Origin of the sequence: Pseudomonas paralactis (genome assembly GCF_001439735.1) — a bacterium.
Taxonomy (GTDB): domain Bacteria; phylum Pseudomonadota; class Gammaproteobacteria; order Pseudomonadales; family Pseudomonadaceae; genus Aquipseudomonas; species Aquipseudomonas paralactis.
Map to the genome: position 1 here is coordinate 329,829 of NZ_JYLN01000001.1, position 15,643 is coordinate 345,471.

The 15,643-nt window shown below is 59.6% G+C and carries 13 protein-coding genes and 4 tRNA genes; 1 reads left to right on the top strand and 16 read right to left on the bottom strand.

Going from position 1 to position 15,643, the window contains the following annotated elements:
• Positions 1-5: 5 nt before the first annotated feature.
• The 6 genes from TX23_RS01560 to TX23_RS01590 form a co-directional block, all read right to left on the bottom strand.
• Positions 6-509: an anti-virulence regulator CigR family protein gene (locus TX23_RS01560; protein WP_057700731.1), complete on the bottom strand. Its 504-nt coding sequence runs from the start codon at positions 507-509 to the stop codon at positions 6-8.
• A 78-nt stretch (positions 510-587) separates the two neighbouring features.
• Entirely contained in the window at positions 588-1,202 is a 615-nt protein-coding gene (gene pcp / locus TX23_RS01565; RefSeq protein WP_057700732.1) for a pyroglutamyl-peptidase I, read from the bottom strand.
• 7 nt (positions 1,203-1,209) lie between these two features.
• A complete protein-coding gene (locus tag TX23_RS01570) occupies positions 1,210-2,160 on the bottom strand; it encodes a DUF979 domain-containing protein (RefSeq protein ID WP_057700733.1) in 951 nt (316 codons plus the stop codon).
• Entirely contained in the window at positions 2,157-2,873 is a 717-nt protein-coding gene (locus TX23_RS01575; RefSeq protein ID WP_032896171.1) for a DUF969 domain-containing protein, read from the bottom strand. Before TX23_RS01575 ends, TX23_RS01570 begins: the two co-directional genes overlap by 4 nt.
• Before the next feature lie 649 nt (positions 2,874-3,522).
• A complete protein-coding gene (locus TX23_RS28725; RefSeq protein WP_057700734.1) occupies positions 3,523-4,008 on the bottom strand; it encodes a DUF3757 domain-containing protein in 486 nt (161 codons plus the stop codon).
• A 255-nt stretch (positions 4,009-4,263) separates the two neighbouring features.
• Positions 4,264-4,340, bottom strand: a tRNA-Val gene (locus TX23_RS01590).
• Between the two features lie 184 nt (positions 4,341-4,524).
• On the opposite strand from TX23_RS01590, the gene TX23_RS01595 reads away from it, so the two are divergent.
• Positions 4,525-5,808, top strand: a complete 1,284-nt coding sequence (locus TX23_RS01595; protein ID WP_057700735.1) for an NAD(P)/FAD-dependent oxidoreductase — start codon at positions 4,525-4,527, stop codon at positions 5,806-5,808.
• Between the two features lie 64 nt (positions 5,809-5,872).
• Here TX23_RS01595 and TX23_RS01600 read toward each other — a convergent pair whose 3' ends face one another.
• The 10 genes from TX23_RS01600 to TX23_RS01645 all read right to left on the bottom strand — a co-directional run bounded on the left by TX23_RS01600 (position 5,873) and on the right by TX23_RS01645 (position 15,530).
• A complete protein-coding gene (locus TX23_RS01600) occupies positions 5,873-7,108 on the bottom strand; it encodes a c-type cytochrome (protein WP_057700736.1) in 1,236 nt (411 codons plus the stop codon).
• A gap of 2 nt (positions 7,109-7,110) precedes the next feature.
• On the bottom strand, positions 7,111-7,650 hold the full coding sequence (locus TX23_RS01605) for a (2Fe-2S)-binding protein (protein ID WP_057700737.1): 540 nt from the start codon (positions 7,648-7,650) through the stop codon (positions 7,111-7,113).
• Positions 7,643-10,474: a xanthine dehydrogenase family protein molybdopterin-binding subunit gene (locus TX23_RS01610; protein WP_057700738.1), complete on the bottom strand. Its 2,832-nt coding sequence runs from the start codon at positions 10,472-10,474 to the stop codon at positions 7,643-7,645. Before TX23_RS01610 ends, TX23_RS01605 begins: the two co-directional genes overlap by 8 nt.
• 400 nt (positions 10,475-10,874) lie before the next feature.
• A tRNA-Asp gene (locus TX23_RS01615) sits at positions 10,875-10,951 on the bottom strand.
• Positions 10,952-11,056: 105 nt separating this feature from the next.
• Positions 11,057-11,133, bottom strand: a tRNA-Asp gene (locus TX23_RS01620).
• Between the two features lie 56 nt (positions 11,134-11,189).
• Positions 11,190-11,265, bottom strand: a tRNA-Val gene (locus TX23_RS01625).
• Between the two features lie 107 nt (positions 11,266-11,372).
• Positions 11,373-12,137, bottom strand: coding sequence for an SDR family oxidoreductase (locus TX23_RS01630; RefSeq protein WP_057700739.1), 765 nt, complete (start codon positions 12,135-12,137; stop codon positions 11,373-11,375).
• An 11-nt stretch (positions 12,138-12,148) separates the two neighbouring features.
• Positions 12,149-13,360 (bottom strand): O-succinylhomoserine sulfhydrylase, encoded by a 1,212-nt coding sequence (locus tag TX23_RS01635; RefSeq protein ID WP_057700740.1) that lies wholly within the window; start codon positions 13,358-13,360, stop codon positions 12,149-12,151.
• Between the two features lie 65 nt (positions 13,361-13,425).
• Entirely contained in the window at positions 13,426-14,931 is a 1,506-nt protein-coding gene (purF, locus tag TX23_RS01640) for an amidophosphoribosyltransferase (RefSeq protein WP_003192537.1), read from the bottom strand.
• A 41-nt stretch (positions 14,932-14,972) separates the two neighbouring features.
• Positions 14,973-15,530 carry a CvpA family protein gene (locus tag TX23_RS01645; protein ID WP_005789751.1) on the bottom strand — a complete coding sequence of 186 codons (558 nt, stop codon included), beginning with the start codon at positions 15,528-15,530 and terminating at the stop codon, positions 14,973-14,975.
• Between the last annotated feature and the right edge of the window lie 113 nt (positions 15,531-15,643).

A 15,643-nucleotide genomic window follows, 5' to 3' on the forward strand; every position in this document is an offset into this window, starting at 1 on the left:
CCCGCTCAATCAAAGGCGCCGTTGAGTACTTCGTAGATGATGCCGCTGGCGATGGCGACCAAAATCAAATCGGTTCCCGCTTGCTGCCATTCATAACCATCGTAGTGAGGCAGCCGCCCCAACAGGCGACCGTCAAGCTTCTTGGCGATACCGGGCGGCAGCGGCTTGCCGCGTGCCAGGTTCTTCTGGATGCCCGGCGGCAATGCAGGCCCTGGGCTCCAGTAATCGCGATAACCGCCGAGCACATTCAATACGCTCCCTCGGTCAACGCTGGGGCCGTGACCACCTGAGCCGCCCTTGCCTTTGGGCTTGTCGTAGCCCTGCCCTGCGGGGTTATTGCCTTTGTTATTGCCCTGCCCGCCCTGATTACCTTTGTTATTACCCTGACCCTGCCCTCCCTGGTTATTACCCTGGCCCTTGCCATTACCAGGATCAGCCAGGGCAAGACCGCTACCTGCAAACAGCGCGAGGGACAACGCGACAGACACGAACTTCGGGTACTTGATCATGATGGTTTTCCAAGGTGGATACGCTTGTGAACTATAGTCGAAGATGTCCCAGGAATGACCCCATTCGCATCCCGGCTGTCAGCTCACCTGCCCGCCTGTTTCCACCACATCTGCTTGGGTTAGCCAGGCCGTAAAGACCGCCAGGCGCAAGGCCTCAACCAGAGACGGCTGGTCGGCCGGTGGCGAACTCGGCACATGGATAAACCCACTGCGCACCTCGGACCCGGCGAGCCGGTGCTGCAAAAGGTAGAACACCTGATTGCACACGAACGTGCCCGCCGTTTGCGAAACGGCAGCCGCCACGCCCGCGTCACGCAGCGCCTTGACCATGGCCTTGATCGGCAACGTCGAAAAATAGGCCGCAGGGCCATCGACTGCCACTGGCGTATCAATCGGTTGCTGCCCGAGGTTGTCGGGGATGCGTGCGTCATTGATATTGATCGCTACCCGCTCGATAGACACCTCGCTGCGCCCTGGCGCCAGGCCGGTGGCAATCACCATCGCCGGGTTTAACTCGCTGATCAATCGGGTCAGGTGTTCGCCTGCTGTGGCAAATGCACAGGGCAGGCAACGCGCGACAATACGCGCCCCCTCGCCCAGTGGCACACCCTCCAACTGGCGCGCCGCCTCCCACGAGGGGTTAATCAGAGCGTTATCAAAGGGCTCGAAACCCGTCAGCAGTACGGTTTGCATAATGACCTCACATCAACAGGTAAAGCAGCACGATATTGACCACTAGCATCATCAGCGCCGTGGGGATCTGCGCCTTGATCACCGCGTTCTTGTCGGGCAACTCCAGCAACGCCGCCGGCACGATATTGAAATTAGCCGCCATCGGCGTCATCAACGTGCCGCAGTAACCGGAAAACATACCGATCGCCGCCATCACCGCAGGGTTGCCGCCGTAGATCCCCACCAGTACCGGCACGCCGACGCCGCCGGTCATTACAGGGAACGCCGCAAAACCATTGCCCATGATCACGGTAAACAAGGCCATGCCCAGCACATAGACCATCACCGCCACCAACTTGTAGTCCAGGTTGATATAGGTGGTGGTGACATGGGCAACCGCCGTGCCCACCCCCGCCTCGTTGAACAACAACCCGAGCATCGCCAGCATCTGCGGTAACACCATGGCCCAGCCCAGGGCTTCGGTCAGGCGACGGGATTCGCGCAGGGCTTGTACTGGCGTATCGCGGGTCAACCAGCAGGCCAGGCCCAACGCAATCAGGCAGCCGATGCCGAGGGAGACGAAGGTGGTGTTCTTCGGGTCCAGCAACGGTACACCGCCGATTTCGGTGTGTTTGAGCACTACCGAGCCAATCACCGTAGTCAGCGGAATCGCCAATGCCGGGATAAACAATTTGTGGCCCAGACGCCCGGCACTGGCGCGGGACGCCTTGTCATGCAACTCGGCGTGCTGACCACGCCCAACGCCGCCCAGGCCGGCGATCAACGCCATCACCACCACACCGATGCCGATGGCCACCGAGGGCAGACGCTCGCCCACCAGGAACGGAATGGCGAACAACAACCAGAACAGCGCGCTGGACCAGCGTTTGGGATGGGTTCGATCAAGCAGGATCATGCCCGCGGTGATCAGCAGCAGCACGCCCGCCAGCCAGTAAAGGTATTGAATGGAAATGATCATTGAGCAGCCTCCACCGGGGTGGTGGCCGAGCTCATTTCGCGGGTTAAGCGCCGGTCGAAACGATGCAGCCGGATAGCGTGAATGATGAAGGCACAGATTGCCGTCGGGATGCCCCACACCGCAATGTGCAGCGGCTCCACATCAATCCCCGAGCCGAGCAGGAAGGTGTGCATCAACGCAATCGCACCGAAAGCAACGAAAATATCCTCACCAAAAAACAGCCCGACGTTATCGGTGGCCGCACACATGGCCAAGACCTTGTGGCGCAGCTTGTCGGGCAGCTTGCCGTAGCGTTTTTCCGCAGCACCTTCGGCCATCGGCGCCAACAGTGGTCGTACCATTTGCGGATGCCCACCCAGGCTGGTCAGCCCCATGGCTGCCGTGGACTCACGCACAAACAGATAAATGATCAGCAAGCGCCCCACCGTGGCCCGCTCAAAGCGCGCGATCCAGTTCTGCGCATGCAAGCGCAGGCCATGGCGCTCCAACAGGCCAATCACCGCCAGCGGCAACAACAGGATCAATTGCAGGGCACGGGTCTGAAGGAAGCCATCGCCCATGGTGGCCAGAATTTTTTCCAGCGGGAACTGAGCGGCAAGCCCGGTGGCGATGGCGGCGGCGGTGACCACCAACAGCGGATTGAAGCGCAATACAAAGCCGACCACGATAACAAGCACGCCGATCAGCGGCCATAGGTTCACAACTGTTTGCATGGCGAAGAGGTCCTTTAATGCGTGCTGCGGCGCCATAACAGCAGGATGTGGGCCAAGGGCTCACAGCTTAAAGTGGCGTGCAGTCGGCTCGGTTTTTTTATTGTTGACCTGGAAGGTCGAGCGTCAGTGGCGGCAACTTTGCTGTCTGGAGACCGAGGGTGTCCAACAAGAAAAATTGTTGCTGCAAACCAATAAATTTTGTGGGGGGATGGCGCCCACGGTCGGGCACCATGAGGAGATGGAGTCCAGGCTTTATGTGAGAAAGAGCGCAGGTAGCTTGCCGAAAAGCTCAAAATCGATGCAGGCGTGTGGATTCCCGATCAGAACCTATACTCCATCATGCAGCTGTGTGTACCTGCAGTTCGTTCACGGTGTTATGCCGATAATGAGGGCTCGCGCTATGTATGCCGGACAAATGACTGATATGGCGACCACGTTTGGCGAGATACGCTGCCAGGTGTTCGTGCAAATAATTTGCCTGCTGTCGGTGGCTACGCTGTTCTGCTGATCGAGCATTCGAACCTGAAAAGCGTGCCGGGAGGCATGTTTGGATAGGTATTGCCCAAACTTCAGTGTCATCAAAAAATGTTGGTGCTTCCAACCGATGCTGGTATTGAACAAAGGGCTTGAGCTGTTCATCCCGCAGTTGTTACTTGATGAAAAAACCACATGCTCGCGTGCCTTTGTCTGTGCACTCCAAAATGGCTTTCGATGAGAAGTCTTGTGACTGCCGCCATGACGCTGACCGGGCAATCCACATGATGTGACCATATTCGTTACCATCAAGCCTCATGCTCAGGTATCTACCCGCAGACGTGCGATAAATACAGCTAGCCAGAAAACCTCGGGATTCGGAGTTTTGTTCAGCAAGAACAAAAATCGCTTTTGTAAACGCCAAGACATTCTCGCCCACGTCGCCCTGCGACATGCCCACCCAATCAACACCCTCGGATTTGGACGGTGCCCTAAACACCCCATGGCTGCTGTGTATGTTTCCAGGGGCAGGGCATGACTCTTCATCACCAGGCCAAGCCGGGATATCAAAGTATTTGCTACTGGCTTGGGCAGCCATAATCGAAAGTAGCGACGACAGGACCACCCCACACCACATAAAAAGACGCACAGAAAATACCATCAATAATTTTCAAGCAGCTTATTTAGCCGGTAAAGGCCTTGTTGTATGTAGGAGAGATCTGTAATCCCAGGAGAACTATCGTTACTTATTGGTCATCGATCGGGCCTATTACATGAAGAGACGCGTTCGGCGTTCACATTGCCCTCTGTGAGCGAACTCGATAGTGTCTGAACGCTCTGCATAAATCCAAGACAACAAAAAAGGGCCCACCTTTCGGTGAGCCCTTCTAGACCGCCCAGCAGAGCGGATTTTGTTTGGTAGGCGCGATTGGACTCGAACCAACGACCCCCACCATGTCAAGGTGGTGCTCTAACCAACTGAGCTACGTGCCTGCTGTGAGGCGGCATTCTACGGAATTGTGGAGGGGTGTCAACATCTTTTTTGCAGCTAAGCCTATGAATATGCGAATTTTTTATTTGTGCCGGGTACACCTGGGAGTTTCGGGTGGCTGGCAGGCAATTTTCAACTCAGGTAGGATCGCCGCACTCGTAAAAAATATAAAACAGAGGTTCCAGGATGGCGAACACCCCCTACCCCCAGTCGTATTACGCCGCGTCCGCGAATGCAGCCCCACTCCGTCCAACCCTGCAAGGTGAAGTCGAAACCGATGTGTGTGTGATTGGCGCCGGCTATACCGGGCTTTCCAGCGCGCTGTTTCTGTTGGAGAACGGCTTTCGCGTCACGGTGCTGGAAGCCGCCAAGGTGGGTTTCGGTGCGTCGGGGCGTAATGGCGGGCAGATCGTCAACAGCTATAGCCGCGATATCGATGTGATCGAGCGCAGCGTCGGCCCCAAACAGGCTCAGTTGCTGGGGCAAATGGCCTTTGAGGGCGGCAAGATCATTCGTGAGCGCGTGGCGAAATACCAGATCCAGTGCGACTTGAAGGACGGCGGTGTGTTTGCCGCACTCAACAGCAAGCACATGGGTCATCTGGAATCGCAGAAGCGCCTGTGGGAGCGCTACGGCCATACGCAGCTGGAGTTGCTCGACGAGCGCCGCATCCGCGAGGTGGTGGCCTGTGACAACTATGTCGGCGGCTTGCTGGACATGAGCGGCGGGCATATCCACCCCCTCAACCTGGCACTGGGCGAAGCGGCGGCGGTGGAATCCCTGGGCGGTACGATTTATGAGCAATCGGCAGCGGTGCGCATCGAGCGCGGCGCCAACCCTGTGGTACACACCGCCGAAGGCAGGGTCCGGGCCAAATTTATTATCGTTGCCGGTAACGCTTACTTGGGGAACCTGGTACCAGAGCTGGCGGCCAAGTCGATGCCGTGTGGCACCCAAGTGATCACTACCGCACCACTGGGCGATGATCTGGCCAAGACGCTGTTGCCGCAGGATTACTGCGTCGAGGATTGCAACTACCTGCTCGACTACTACCGCCTCACCAGCGACAAGCGCCTGATCTTCGGCGGCGGCGTGGTGTATGGCGCACGAGACCCGGCGAATATCGAAGCGATCATCCGGCCGAAAATGCTCAAGGCATTTCCACAACTCAAAGACGTGAAGATCGACTACGCCTGGACCGGCAATTTCCTGCTGACCCTATCGCGACTGCCTCAAGTCGGCCGTCTTGGCGACAACATCTACTACTCGCAAGGCTGTAGCGGCCATGGCGTGACGTACACGCACCTGGCAGGCAAAGTACTGGCTGAGGCATTGCGAGGGCAGGCTGAGCGTTTTGATGCGTTTGCGGATTTGCCGCATTACCCGTTCCCGGGTGGGCAAATGTTGCGCACGCCGTTTGCGGCGCTGGGGGCTTGGTACTACGGATTGCGCGATAAATTCGGCATGTAAACACATACCCGAGTGGGAGCGAATTGCTCGTTCCCACTTGGGCTGTGCTCTTCATACGCTGCCGTCAATGCGCCTTGTGTTCGACGGACGGCGCCTCGGCTTGCAGCTTTTGCACGTCGCTTACGGCCAGCTCAGCCGATTGACCGCCCCAGCCTTGACGCAGGTAATTAAGCAAATCCGTCAGCTGTTGCGCACTGAGCTTGTCGGAAAAACCAGGCATCGGTTGCATGTGTTCGAACCCGGAGAACTTCTGCTCGCCGATCCCGTCCTCGATCACCCGCACCAGGTTGCGCGAGTCTTCCAGTCGCAGCGTGGTGTTGCCGCGCATGGCCACCGCAATGTGCGGCTTGCCTTCGCCACCCACGGCGTGGCAACCGGCACAGACGTTCAGGTATTCCTGACGGCCGCGCTGAGCGCTCTGGCTAAGTTGATCCACCGGCACTTCAACCAGCGCCTTGGCTGTCGGCGGGTTATCGCCCAGCAAAAACGTGGCCATCGCAGCCAGATCCGGATCGCTCAGGCCCTGGGTGCTGTTATGGAACACCGGGAACATCTCATTGAACATCGTGCCTTGGGCGCTCATGCCGTGCTTGAGGAACGTGGCCAGGTCTTGCTCATTCCAGCCGCGGGCTGCCAGGTCAGTGGCGAGCAGGCTGGGCGCCAGGTAACCATTGAGGATGCCGCCGGTCAGGCGCTTGTCCAGTTCCATCGCACCCGGCAGGCCGCGTGGCGTGTGGCATTCGCCGCAGTGGCCGAGCACTTCGACCATGTACTGGCCGCGCTTCCAGGCTTCACTTTTGCCTTGGGCCGGTTCCAGTTTCAGCGCTTTGCCGTACAGCACATTCCAGCCCATCAGGCCCAGGCGCACGTTGAACGGAAAGCTCAGGCTCGTGACCGGCGCTGCGCGTTCGATCGGCTCGATGGTTTTGAGGTACGCATGAATCGCATCCGAGTCTTCGCGCGGCATCAGGTGATAGGAGGTGTACGGCATCGCCGGGTACAGGTTCGCCCCGTCGCGACGCTTGCCTTGCGTCAGCGCAGCGAAGAACTCGTCATCGTTATACAAGCCGATGCCGTGCTCCTTGCTCGGCGTGATATTGGTGCCGTAAATCGTGCCAAACGGCGAGACGATCGGCAGCCCACCCGCGAACGGCGCGCCGCCCGCTGCCGTGTGGCATGCCATGCAGTCAGCGGCGCGGGCGAGGTATTCGCCGCGTTTGACCTGATCGTCAGCTTGGGCAAATGCCACCGGCGCAGCCAGGCCGACCGCCAGGGCCAGGCGGGTCAGAAATAGCTTCATGCTCAACCCTCCTTGACCAGGCCGAGATCGGTCAGCACGTTGCGGGTGGCGTTGTAATAACGCACGTACCCGGTGCAACGGCAGACGTGATGCCCGAGGCTGTCCTCGATGACTTGCTCCAGCTTGCTGTGCACGGTCGGCTGGCGTTGCAGCTTTTCCACCAGCACGGTCGCCGCATTGACGAAGCCCGGCGCACAGTAGCTGCACTGAAACGCGAACTCATCCACAAAGCGCTGCTGGATCGGGTTCAGTTCAACGACCTGCCCCGACTCGTCGCGCTTGGCGTGGGACTCGATGGTGCGCACTTGCTTGCCTTCAAAGTAATGCGCGCCGGTGATGCATGTGCGCACTTCTTCGCTGGTGCCGTCCGGGTTGTCGACGATGACCACGCACGCGTGACAAATACCCTGGCCGCAGCCAAGGCGCGAACCGGTGAGGTTTTTGTATTCGTGCAAGTAGTCGATCATCGGCAGGTCATCAGGGATGTCCACCGGGCCGACGGATTGACCATTAAGGGTCAGTTGAAGCGGACGGTTAGCCATTGAGGGCCTCCTTGATGCGCGCAGCAGTGATTGGCAGGTCGCGAACACGTTTACCGATGGCGTGCGCCACGGCATTACCGATGGCCCCGACGATCGGGATCATCACCACTTCGGCGATACCCTTGGATGGATCGCTTGGCGACAGTGCCGGCAAAATTTCCGAAGTCTGTTTCCACACGGCAACATGACGCGCCATCGGCAGACGGTAACGGTTGAAGTTCCAGTCGCCCTCCCCCGGCCCACCTTCGTACAGCGGCATTTCCTCCATCAAGGCGTGGCCGATGCCCATAGCGACACCGCCCTCAAGCTGGCCTTTGACCAACTCCTCAACCAACACGCGACCGCACTCGACCCATGAATGGTGATTGAGCACCTCCACCTGCGCCGAGCCCTTGTTGACCTTCAGCTCGACCAAGGTGGCGACCGGGCTGTAATACGTCACGGCAGCGTTGTTCAACTGCGTCGCGGGGTAGCTGATGTTCTGCCGATCCAGCAGATGGAAGCCGGCAGTGCTCATCAGCGCCTGCTTGGCTTTCGGCGCGCCGTCGCCGTACTTCACGGCCAGGCCGTCAAGCGGCAGGCGCTCGCGTACGCCGTCAATGCTGTATTCAGCCTCGGCCCAACTCCAGCGGTTGAAACCGTGCACAGTGGCCGCAGTGACCAGACCGCGTGCGTGGGCGTGCTTGGCCAGTTCTTCAAAGCTCAGCGGCTGCATACCGTTGGCGGTGAGCTTGCCATCGACCCAGTGCGCATCTTCGCGGCGCACCACATATGGGTTGGCCTGGCCGCCGAACGGGCCCTGACGCCAGATCTCCAGCGCCGCCGGCCACAGGCCGTGGTTGAACAGCACGCGCGCCGCTTCACGGGTGGCGTGGCTAAAGTAGTAAGCCGAGTTGGTCGCCGAAGACGCCGAAGCGAGCTTGCCCACCCAACGCGGGTTGCGCAGCAGGTTGTCCTGCTCGGCCTGACTCATGGTGTAAGGGTTGCTGCTGGTGATCAGCTGCATTTCCTTCCACTCTGTTTCGCCGGTCTTCACTTCGTGTGCCGGGCTGCCAAGGAAATCGGCGACGACCAGCGATTGCGAGGTAGACATACCGGTGCCGATTTCGATACCGATATGACGCAGGCTGATGCGACCGTCAGCGCTGAATTCGATACTGGCCATCGGTGCTTCGGAACCAGTGCCGAAGTCTTTCTGGCAGATAGCGAAACCCACGCCGTACCAGTTATCCGGGTCTGCGGCTTCACGCTGCTGCTTGATCGCATCGCGGTTTTTCCACACGTCGTGCACCGCGGCCTTGTCGAGAATTTCGTGCAGGCGCAGCGCACCGGCAGGAATGGCGCCCTGGGTGTTTTTCATGCCCGAACGCAGTGCGTTCTTGCGGCGCAGCTCAATGGCATCAATGCCCAGGCGATCGGCGATTTCATCGACCATCATTTCGGTGGCGGCCATGCTTTGCAGGGTGCCGTAGCCACGCATCGAACCCGCCTCGACGCCACGGGAGTGATACGCGGTGACTTGCAGGTCGTTCTGCGGCATGTAGTAGATCGACTGCGCGGCCGTGGCGCCGACGGCGGCTACCGAGGGGCTGTAGTTGATCCGGCCACCACCGTCGACGCTCATGTCCGCGAGGAAGATTTTGAAGCTGTGATCGTTTTTGTCGACAGCCAGTTGGTAGCGAATGTCGAACGGGTGACGCTTGATACCGCTCTGGAACTGCTCGTAACGGTCATTGGCCAGACGCACCGGCACGCCGGCGCCGTACAACGCAGCGAGGGCAGCGTAGTAAACAAAGATGTTGTGGTCTTTGGAGCCGTAACCCACGGTGTAACCCGGATGCATGTTCAGGTTGGCCAGGCCGAAGCGCGACGGCGAGATCATTTTCGCGGTCTCGGTCGCAACCTCCAATGGGCACTGGGTGGCCACCACGAAGTGCAGGGTCTTGGTTGCCGGATCGTACCAACCGTTGCCGTTGTCCGGCTCCATGGCCGCGGGCTCGATCGACGGGGTCTTGTAGCGCTCGTCGAACACCAGCCAGTTATCCGGCGGCGTGTTGATCTGGCTCTTCATGCGGTCAGCGTAGAACAGCCCGCGCTCGGTCAGGTTGCCGTGCAGGTTCGGTTGGGAATTCCATACGGGGCGACGATTCTTCAGCATCGGAAACAGAATCGAGTCCTTGAGGCTGGCAAATTCGTCTTCATCGGCCGAGGTGGGGCCGCCAACGCGCACATAGCGGAAGCTACCGTAAGGGTCGCCTTCGTAGTACGGCACTTTGGCGCCGTAACGAATCGCCTTGTCATTGAACTTGAGCTTGTTCTTGGCCTGGCGGAAACGCTCGAAATCGTTCCAGATCAGGATCGCCACCGGGTGACCGATAAACATCGGCACCTTGCCTTCAGGCAGCAGCGGATCCGGCGCATGTTCCTCGGGGAAGACGATACCGTCCTTGTCCAGGTCGGCAGCGGTGACGATACGATCCGGCTGCAACTCGGCGCCCAGCCACGACAGGTCGTAGCCCGCATAAATATGGTCGGCCTTGATGGTTTTGAGCAGCATGGCGTGGCCTTGCTGCGCAGGCCAGCCGGGCATGTCCCTGGAGCGGATGTCGCGGGCGAAGACTTTGCTGCCGCACACTTTGGACAACGCATCGTTACGCTGGCGCGCCTTGCCGTTATTGCCCAGCCATTTTTCAGACGGCACGGTAACGCTGTTTTCCATCAGGGCGGCCAGCGCCTGAGTGCTCAGCGGTGTCAGCGTAACGCTCACACCCGCCACCAGGCCGCCCTGGAGGAACGAGCGCCGGGTTATTTCACGGTTGGACATGGATCATCCTCTGAGCGGTTATAAATCCGCCCTTATGGTTAAGTACACCGAATATCGAGACTTGCAGAAGCCTTTTTCGACGAATCAAAAGGCCATGTTGACAGTGCAAAGTTGACCGAAGGGTTAACTTTAAAGGTTTCTGCGCCTGCGGCAAATAACCACATTGAAATTTTTTGACACAACAACGCAAAACGGCCGACAAGATCGAGACGATCTGTCGGCCGCTTGCCTATTAATGAGGGCGATGCTGAGCGTCCGCTACCACGAACACCACGACGTTTTTTTTCAAACGCCAGACACAAAAAACCCCGGTCTTTCGACCAGGGTCTTTGCTATCGGATCAAGTCAGCCAGTGGCTTTCCTTGTGCTTCAAGGCGTTCAGTGGGCCTTGAGGCAGATATGGCGCAGCGGACGGGACTCGAACCCGCGACCCCCGGCGTGACAGGCCGGTATTCTAACCGACTGAACTACCGCTGCGTATCGCTTGGCTGATTGAGCGTAAACCCTCAACCACCTTTAAACATCTGATCGATCAACCTGGGTTGTTCAATCTCAAGCCCGACTTATCGAACCTGGAAAATATGGCGCAGCGGACGGGACTCGAACCCGCGACCCCCGGCGTGACAGGCCGGTATTCTAACCGACTGAACTACCGCTGCGCGTCGGTGCAACCTTTAACGTTGCGTCTTGCCACAAGGGCAAAACTCTCAAGAAGTGGTGGGTGATGACGGGATCGAACCGCCGACCCTCTGCTTGTAAGGCAGATGCTCTCCCAGCTGAGCTAATCACCCTTTGCTTCGTTGAGGCCGCGAAATTTACGCAGGTAGCGGACCTAAGTCAATAGCCCGCTTGAAGTTTTTCTGAAAAAGACAAAATGACTTCAACGCGGCTGCTTGCCCTACTCGCTGTAAATCATCTTCTTGCTCATGCCACCGTCCACGACAAACTCTTGCCCGGTGACAAACCCGGCCTGACGCGACAGCAACCAGGCCACCATTGCCGCCACGTCCTCTACCGTACCCACCCTGCCCGCCGGATGCTGGGCATGATCAGCATCGGTGAGCGGCTCCGCACGCCGTGCAGCAGGATCACGCGCATCAATCCAGCCAGGGCTGACCGCATTGACCCGAACCTCTGGCCCCAGGCTCATGGCCAAGGCGTGAGTCAGGGCCAGCAAGCCACCCTTGCTCGCCGCGTAAGCTTCGGTATCCGGCTCTGATTGACGCGCCCGAGTCGAGGCCAGGTTGACGATCGCACCGCCGTGAGCGCGCAGGTACGGCGCGCAATGCTTGGCCAACAGCATCGGCCCGCCGAGGTTCACCGCCAGCACGCGATTCCAGTACGCCAGGTCGAGGCTTTCCAGAGTGATATTGCGCGGGTCGGCCACGGCGGCATTGCAAACCAGCGCGTCGAGTCGCCCGAACTGCCCCAACACCTCTGCAACCCCCTGGGCCACTTGCTTCTCGTCGGCCACGTCCATGGTGATGAACCAGGCATTTTCACCCAGCACCTTGGACACCTTGGCGCCGCGCTCGCGGTCAAGGTCGGTCAACACCACCTGCCAGCCTTCGCTGATCAGCCACGCGGCAATCCCGAGGCCGATGCCTCGCGCCGCCCCCGTCACCAGCGCAACGCGCCCGTTACTGGCCGCTGCGGCCTCCATGGACCACTCGATCACAAGGCCGCCAGCCCGCGGGCCAGGTCTGCCTGCAAGTCTGCTACATCTTCCAGGCCCACCGCGATGCGGATCAGGCTGTCACGGATACCGGCCGCTTCACGCTCCTGCGGCGCCAGGCGCCCGTGGGAGGTGGTGCTCGGGTGGGTGATGGTAGTTTTGCTGTCCCCCAGGTTGGCGGTAATGGAGATCAAGCGCGTCGCATCGATAAAGCGCCATGCGCCGTCTTTGCCGCCCTTGACTTCGAAACTCACCACCGCGCCGAAGCCACGCTGCTGACGCTGGGCCAAGGCGTGTTGCGGGTGGCTTTTGAGGCCGGCGTAATGCACCTTCTCGATACCGTCCTGCTGCTCCAGCCACTCGGCCAGGGCCTGGGCGTTGGCACAATGGGCTTTCATACGCAGGCTGAGGGTTTCCAGGCCTTTGAGGAAGATCCAGGCGTTGAACGGGCTCAGGGTCGGGCCGGCGGTGCGCAGGAAGCCCACCACTTCCTTCATCTGCTCGCTGCGTCCAGCCACCACGCCGCCCATGCAACGGCCCTGGCCGTCGATGAACTTGGTTGCCGAATGCACCACGATGTCCGCACCCAGCTTCAGCGGTTGCTGCAAGGCCGGGGTGCAGAAGCAGTTATCCACCACCAGCATTGCACCCTTGGCGTGAGCGATTTCGGACAACGCAGCAATATCAACCAGCTCGGCCAATGGGTTGGACGGTGATTCGACGAACAGCAGTTTGGTATTGGCTTTGATCGCCGCATCCCAGCCGGACAAATCCGCCAAGGGCACGTAATCCACTTCGATACCGAAGCGCTTGAAGTACTTCTCAAACAGGCTGATGGTCGAGCCGAACACGCTGCGCGACACCAGTACATGGTCGCCAGCACTGCACAGGCTCATCACCACCGCCAGGATGGCCGCCATGCCGGTCGCGGTCGCCACGGCCTGCTCGGCGCCTTCCAGCGCCGCGATGCGCTCTTCGAACGCGCGCACGGTCGGGTTGGTGTAGCGCGAGTACACGTTGCCCGGCACCTCACCGGAAAAACGCGCCGCAGCGTCGGCCGCCGTGCGGAACACGTAGCTTGAGGTGAAGAACATCGGATCACCGTGCTCACCTTCCGGGGTACGGTGCTGGCCGGCGCGCACAGCCAGGGTATCGAAAGCTACGCCATCGAGGTCGCTGTCCAACCGACCGGCATCCCATTCCTGACTCATGCTGCGACTCCTTACTCAATACGTTATTTAAGATACAAAACCGGCCCCTCAGGGCCGGTGTCTACTCAGTTGTTGTACAGGTCGATGATCGCGCTGACCGCCTGGGTCTTGATCTTGGACGAGTCGTTACGCGCCTGCTCGATCTTGTTCAGGTAGGCCTCGTCGACATCGCCAGTCACGTACTTGCCGTCGAACACGGCGCAGTCGAACTGCTCGATCTTGATCTTGCCACCACCAACCGCTTCGATCAGGTCCGGCAGGTCCTGGTAGATCAGCCAGTCGGCGCCGATCAGGTCGGCCACGTCCTGGGTCGAACGGTTATGCGCGATCAGCTCATGGGCGCTCGGCATGTCGATACCGTACACGTTCGGGTAACGCACCGCGGGTGCCGCAGAACAGAAGTACACGTTCTTCGCCCCGGCTTCGCGGGCCATCTGGATGATCTGCTTGCAGGTGGTGCCGCGCACGATGGAGTCGTCCACCAGCATCACGTTCTTGCCGCGGAACTCCAGTTCGATGGCGTTGAGCTTCTGGCGCACCGATTTCTTGCGCGCGGCCTGGCCGGGCATGATGAAGGTACGGCCGATGTAACGGTTCTTGACGAAGCCTTCGCGGAACTTGACGCCCAGGTGGTTGGCCAGTTCCAGCGCAGCGGTACGGCTGGTGTCCGGAATCGGGATAACCACATCGATATCGTGCTCGGGGCGCTCGCGCAGGATCTTCTCGGCCAGCTTCTCGCCCATGCGCAGACGCGCCTTGTAGACCGAGACGCCGTCGATGATCGAATCCGGACGCGCCAGGTAGACGTGTTCGAAGATGCATGGGGTCAGTTTCGGCGCCACGGCGCACTGGCGGGTGTGCAGCTTGCCGTCTTCAGTGATGTAAACAGCCTCGCCCGGGGCCAGGTCGCGGATAAGGGTGAAGCCCAGTACATCCAGGGACACGCTTTCGGACGCGATCATGTACTCGACGCCTTCGTCGGTGTGACGCTGGCCGAACACGATCGGGCGGATGCCGTGGGGGTCGCGGAAACCGACGATGCCGTAACCTGTGATCATCGCCACCACCGCATAACCACCGACGCAACGGTTGTGCACGTCGATCACGGCAGCAAACACGTCTTCTTCGGTCGGCTGCAGCTTGCCGCGCTGGGCCAGCTCGTGGGCGAACACGTTGAGCAGCACTTCCGAGTCGGAACTGGTGTTGACGTGGCGCAGGTCAGATTCGTAGATCTCCTTGGCCAGCTGTTCAACGTTGGTCAGGTTACCGTTGTGCGCCAGGGTGATGCCGTAAGGCGAGTTGACGTAGAACGGTTGAGCTTCGGCCGAGGTCGAGCTACCGGCAGTCGGGTAACGCACATGACCAATGCCCATGTGCCCGACGAGGCGCTGCATGTGACGCTGATGGAACACGTCACGCACCAGACCATTGTCCTTGCGCAGGAATAACCGGCCGTCGTGGCTGGTCACAATACCGGCAGCGTCCTGGCCGCGGTGCTGGAGGACGGTTAGCGCGTCATACAGCGCCTGATTGACGTTCGACTTACCGACGATACCGACGATGCCACACATGCGACGCAACCCCTACTTAATGAATCTTGACTGAACACAGCTTACTGAGGCGTTTGCGCCGGCAAGAGGTGTTCCTTGAACGGAAGATCAGCGGGTACGCTGATTCCGCTGGCCAGCCACTGACTGCTCCACCCCAATATGAGGTTCTTGGACCAATCTGCAACCAATAGAAATTTTGGCACGAGTACCGACTCTTGCCACCACGAATCCTGCTGTACCGGCCCCAGGCTCAACAGCCCGACCGCCACGACCACCAGCAACGCGCCACGCGCAGCCCCGAAGGCCATGCCGAGAAATCGATCGGTCCCGGAGAGGCCGGTGACACGTATCAACTCGCCAATAAGATAATTGACCATTGCCCCCACCAGCAGCGTGGCGATGAACATGATGGCGCAGCCCGCGATGACGCGAGCCGAAGGTGTCTCTATGTACCCGGCCAGGTAGACCGACAGTGAACCACCGAACATCCAGGCTACGACTCCTGCGATGATCCAGGTCAGCAACGACAGTGCTTCTTTTACGAAGCCGCGGCTCAGACTGATCAAAGCGGAGATGGCGACGATTGCAACGATCGCCCAATCAACCCAGGTAAATGGCACAGTGCAGCCTACGTACGGATAAGGCGGCGCATTTTAGCAGAGCGTCGGGCTATCGGTAAGCGATGATTGCGGCTGCTTTGCAAATCAATAGATTGGGCGGTGTGAACGCCATT

Bases quoted from the DNA above. Each gene is read 5' to 3' on its own strand.
- TX23_RS01630 (WP_057700739.1), bottom strand. From the start codon at position 12,137: ATGGAGGCCGCAGCGGCCAGTAACGGGCGCGTTGCGCTGGTGACGGGG.
- purF (WP_003192537.1), bottom strand. From the start codon at position 14,931: ATGTGTGGCATCGTCGGTATCGTCGGTAAGTCGAACGTCAATCAGGCG.
- TX23_RS28725 (WP_057700734.1), bottom strand. From the start codon at position 4,008: ATGGTATTTTCTGTGCGTCTTTTTATGTGGTGTGGGGTGGTCCTGTCG.
- TX23_RS01595 (WP_057700735.1), top strand. From the start codon at position 4,525: ATGGCGAACACCCCCTACCCCCAGTCGTATTACGCCGCGTCCGCGAAT.
- TX23_RS01600 (WP_057700736.1), bottom strand. From the start codon at position 7,108: ATGAAGCTATTTCTGACCCGCCTGGCCCTGGCGGTCGGCCTGGCTGCG.
- TX23_RS01610 (WP_057700738.1), bottom strand. From the start codon at position 10,474: ATGTCCAACCGTGAAATAACCCGGCGCTCGTTCCTCCAGGGCGGCCTG.
- TX23_RS01605 (WP_057700737.1), bottom strand. From the start codon at position 7,650: ATGGCTAACCGTCCGCTTCAACTGACCCTTAATGGTCAATCCGTCGGC.
- TX23_RS01575 (WP_032896171.1), bottom strand. From the start codon at position 2,873: ATGCAAACAGTTGTGAACCTATGGCCGCTGATCGGCGTGCTTGTTATC.
- TX23_RS01560 (WP_057700731.1), bottom strand. From the start codon at position 509: ATGATCAAGTACCCGAAGTTCGTGTCTGTCGCGTTGTCCCTCGCGCTG.
- TX23_RS01635 (WP_057700740.1), bottom strand. From the start codon at position 13,360: ATGAGTCAGGAATGGGATGCCGGTCGGTTGGACAGCGACCTCGATGGC.
- TX23_RS01570 (WP_057700733.1), bottom strand. From the start codon at position 2,160: ATGATCATTTCCATTCAATACCTTTACTGGCTGGCGGGCGTGCTGCTG.
- pcp (WP_057700732.1), bottom strand. From the start codon at position 1,202: ATGCAAACCGTACTGCTGACGGGTTTCGAGCCCTTTGATAACGCTCTG.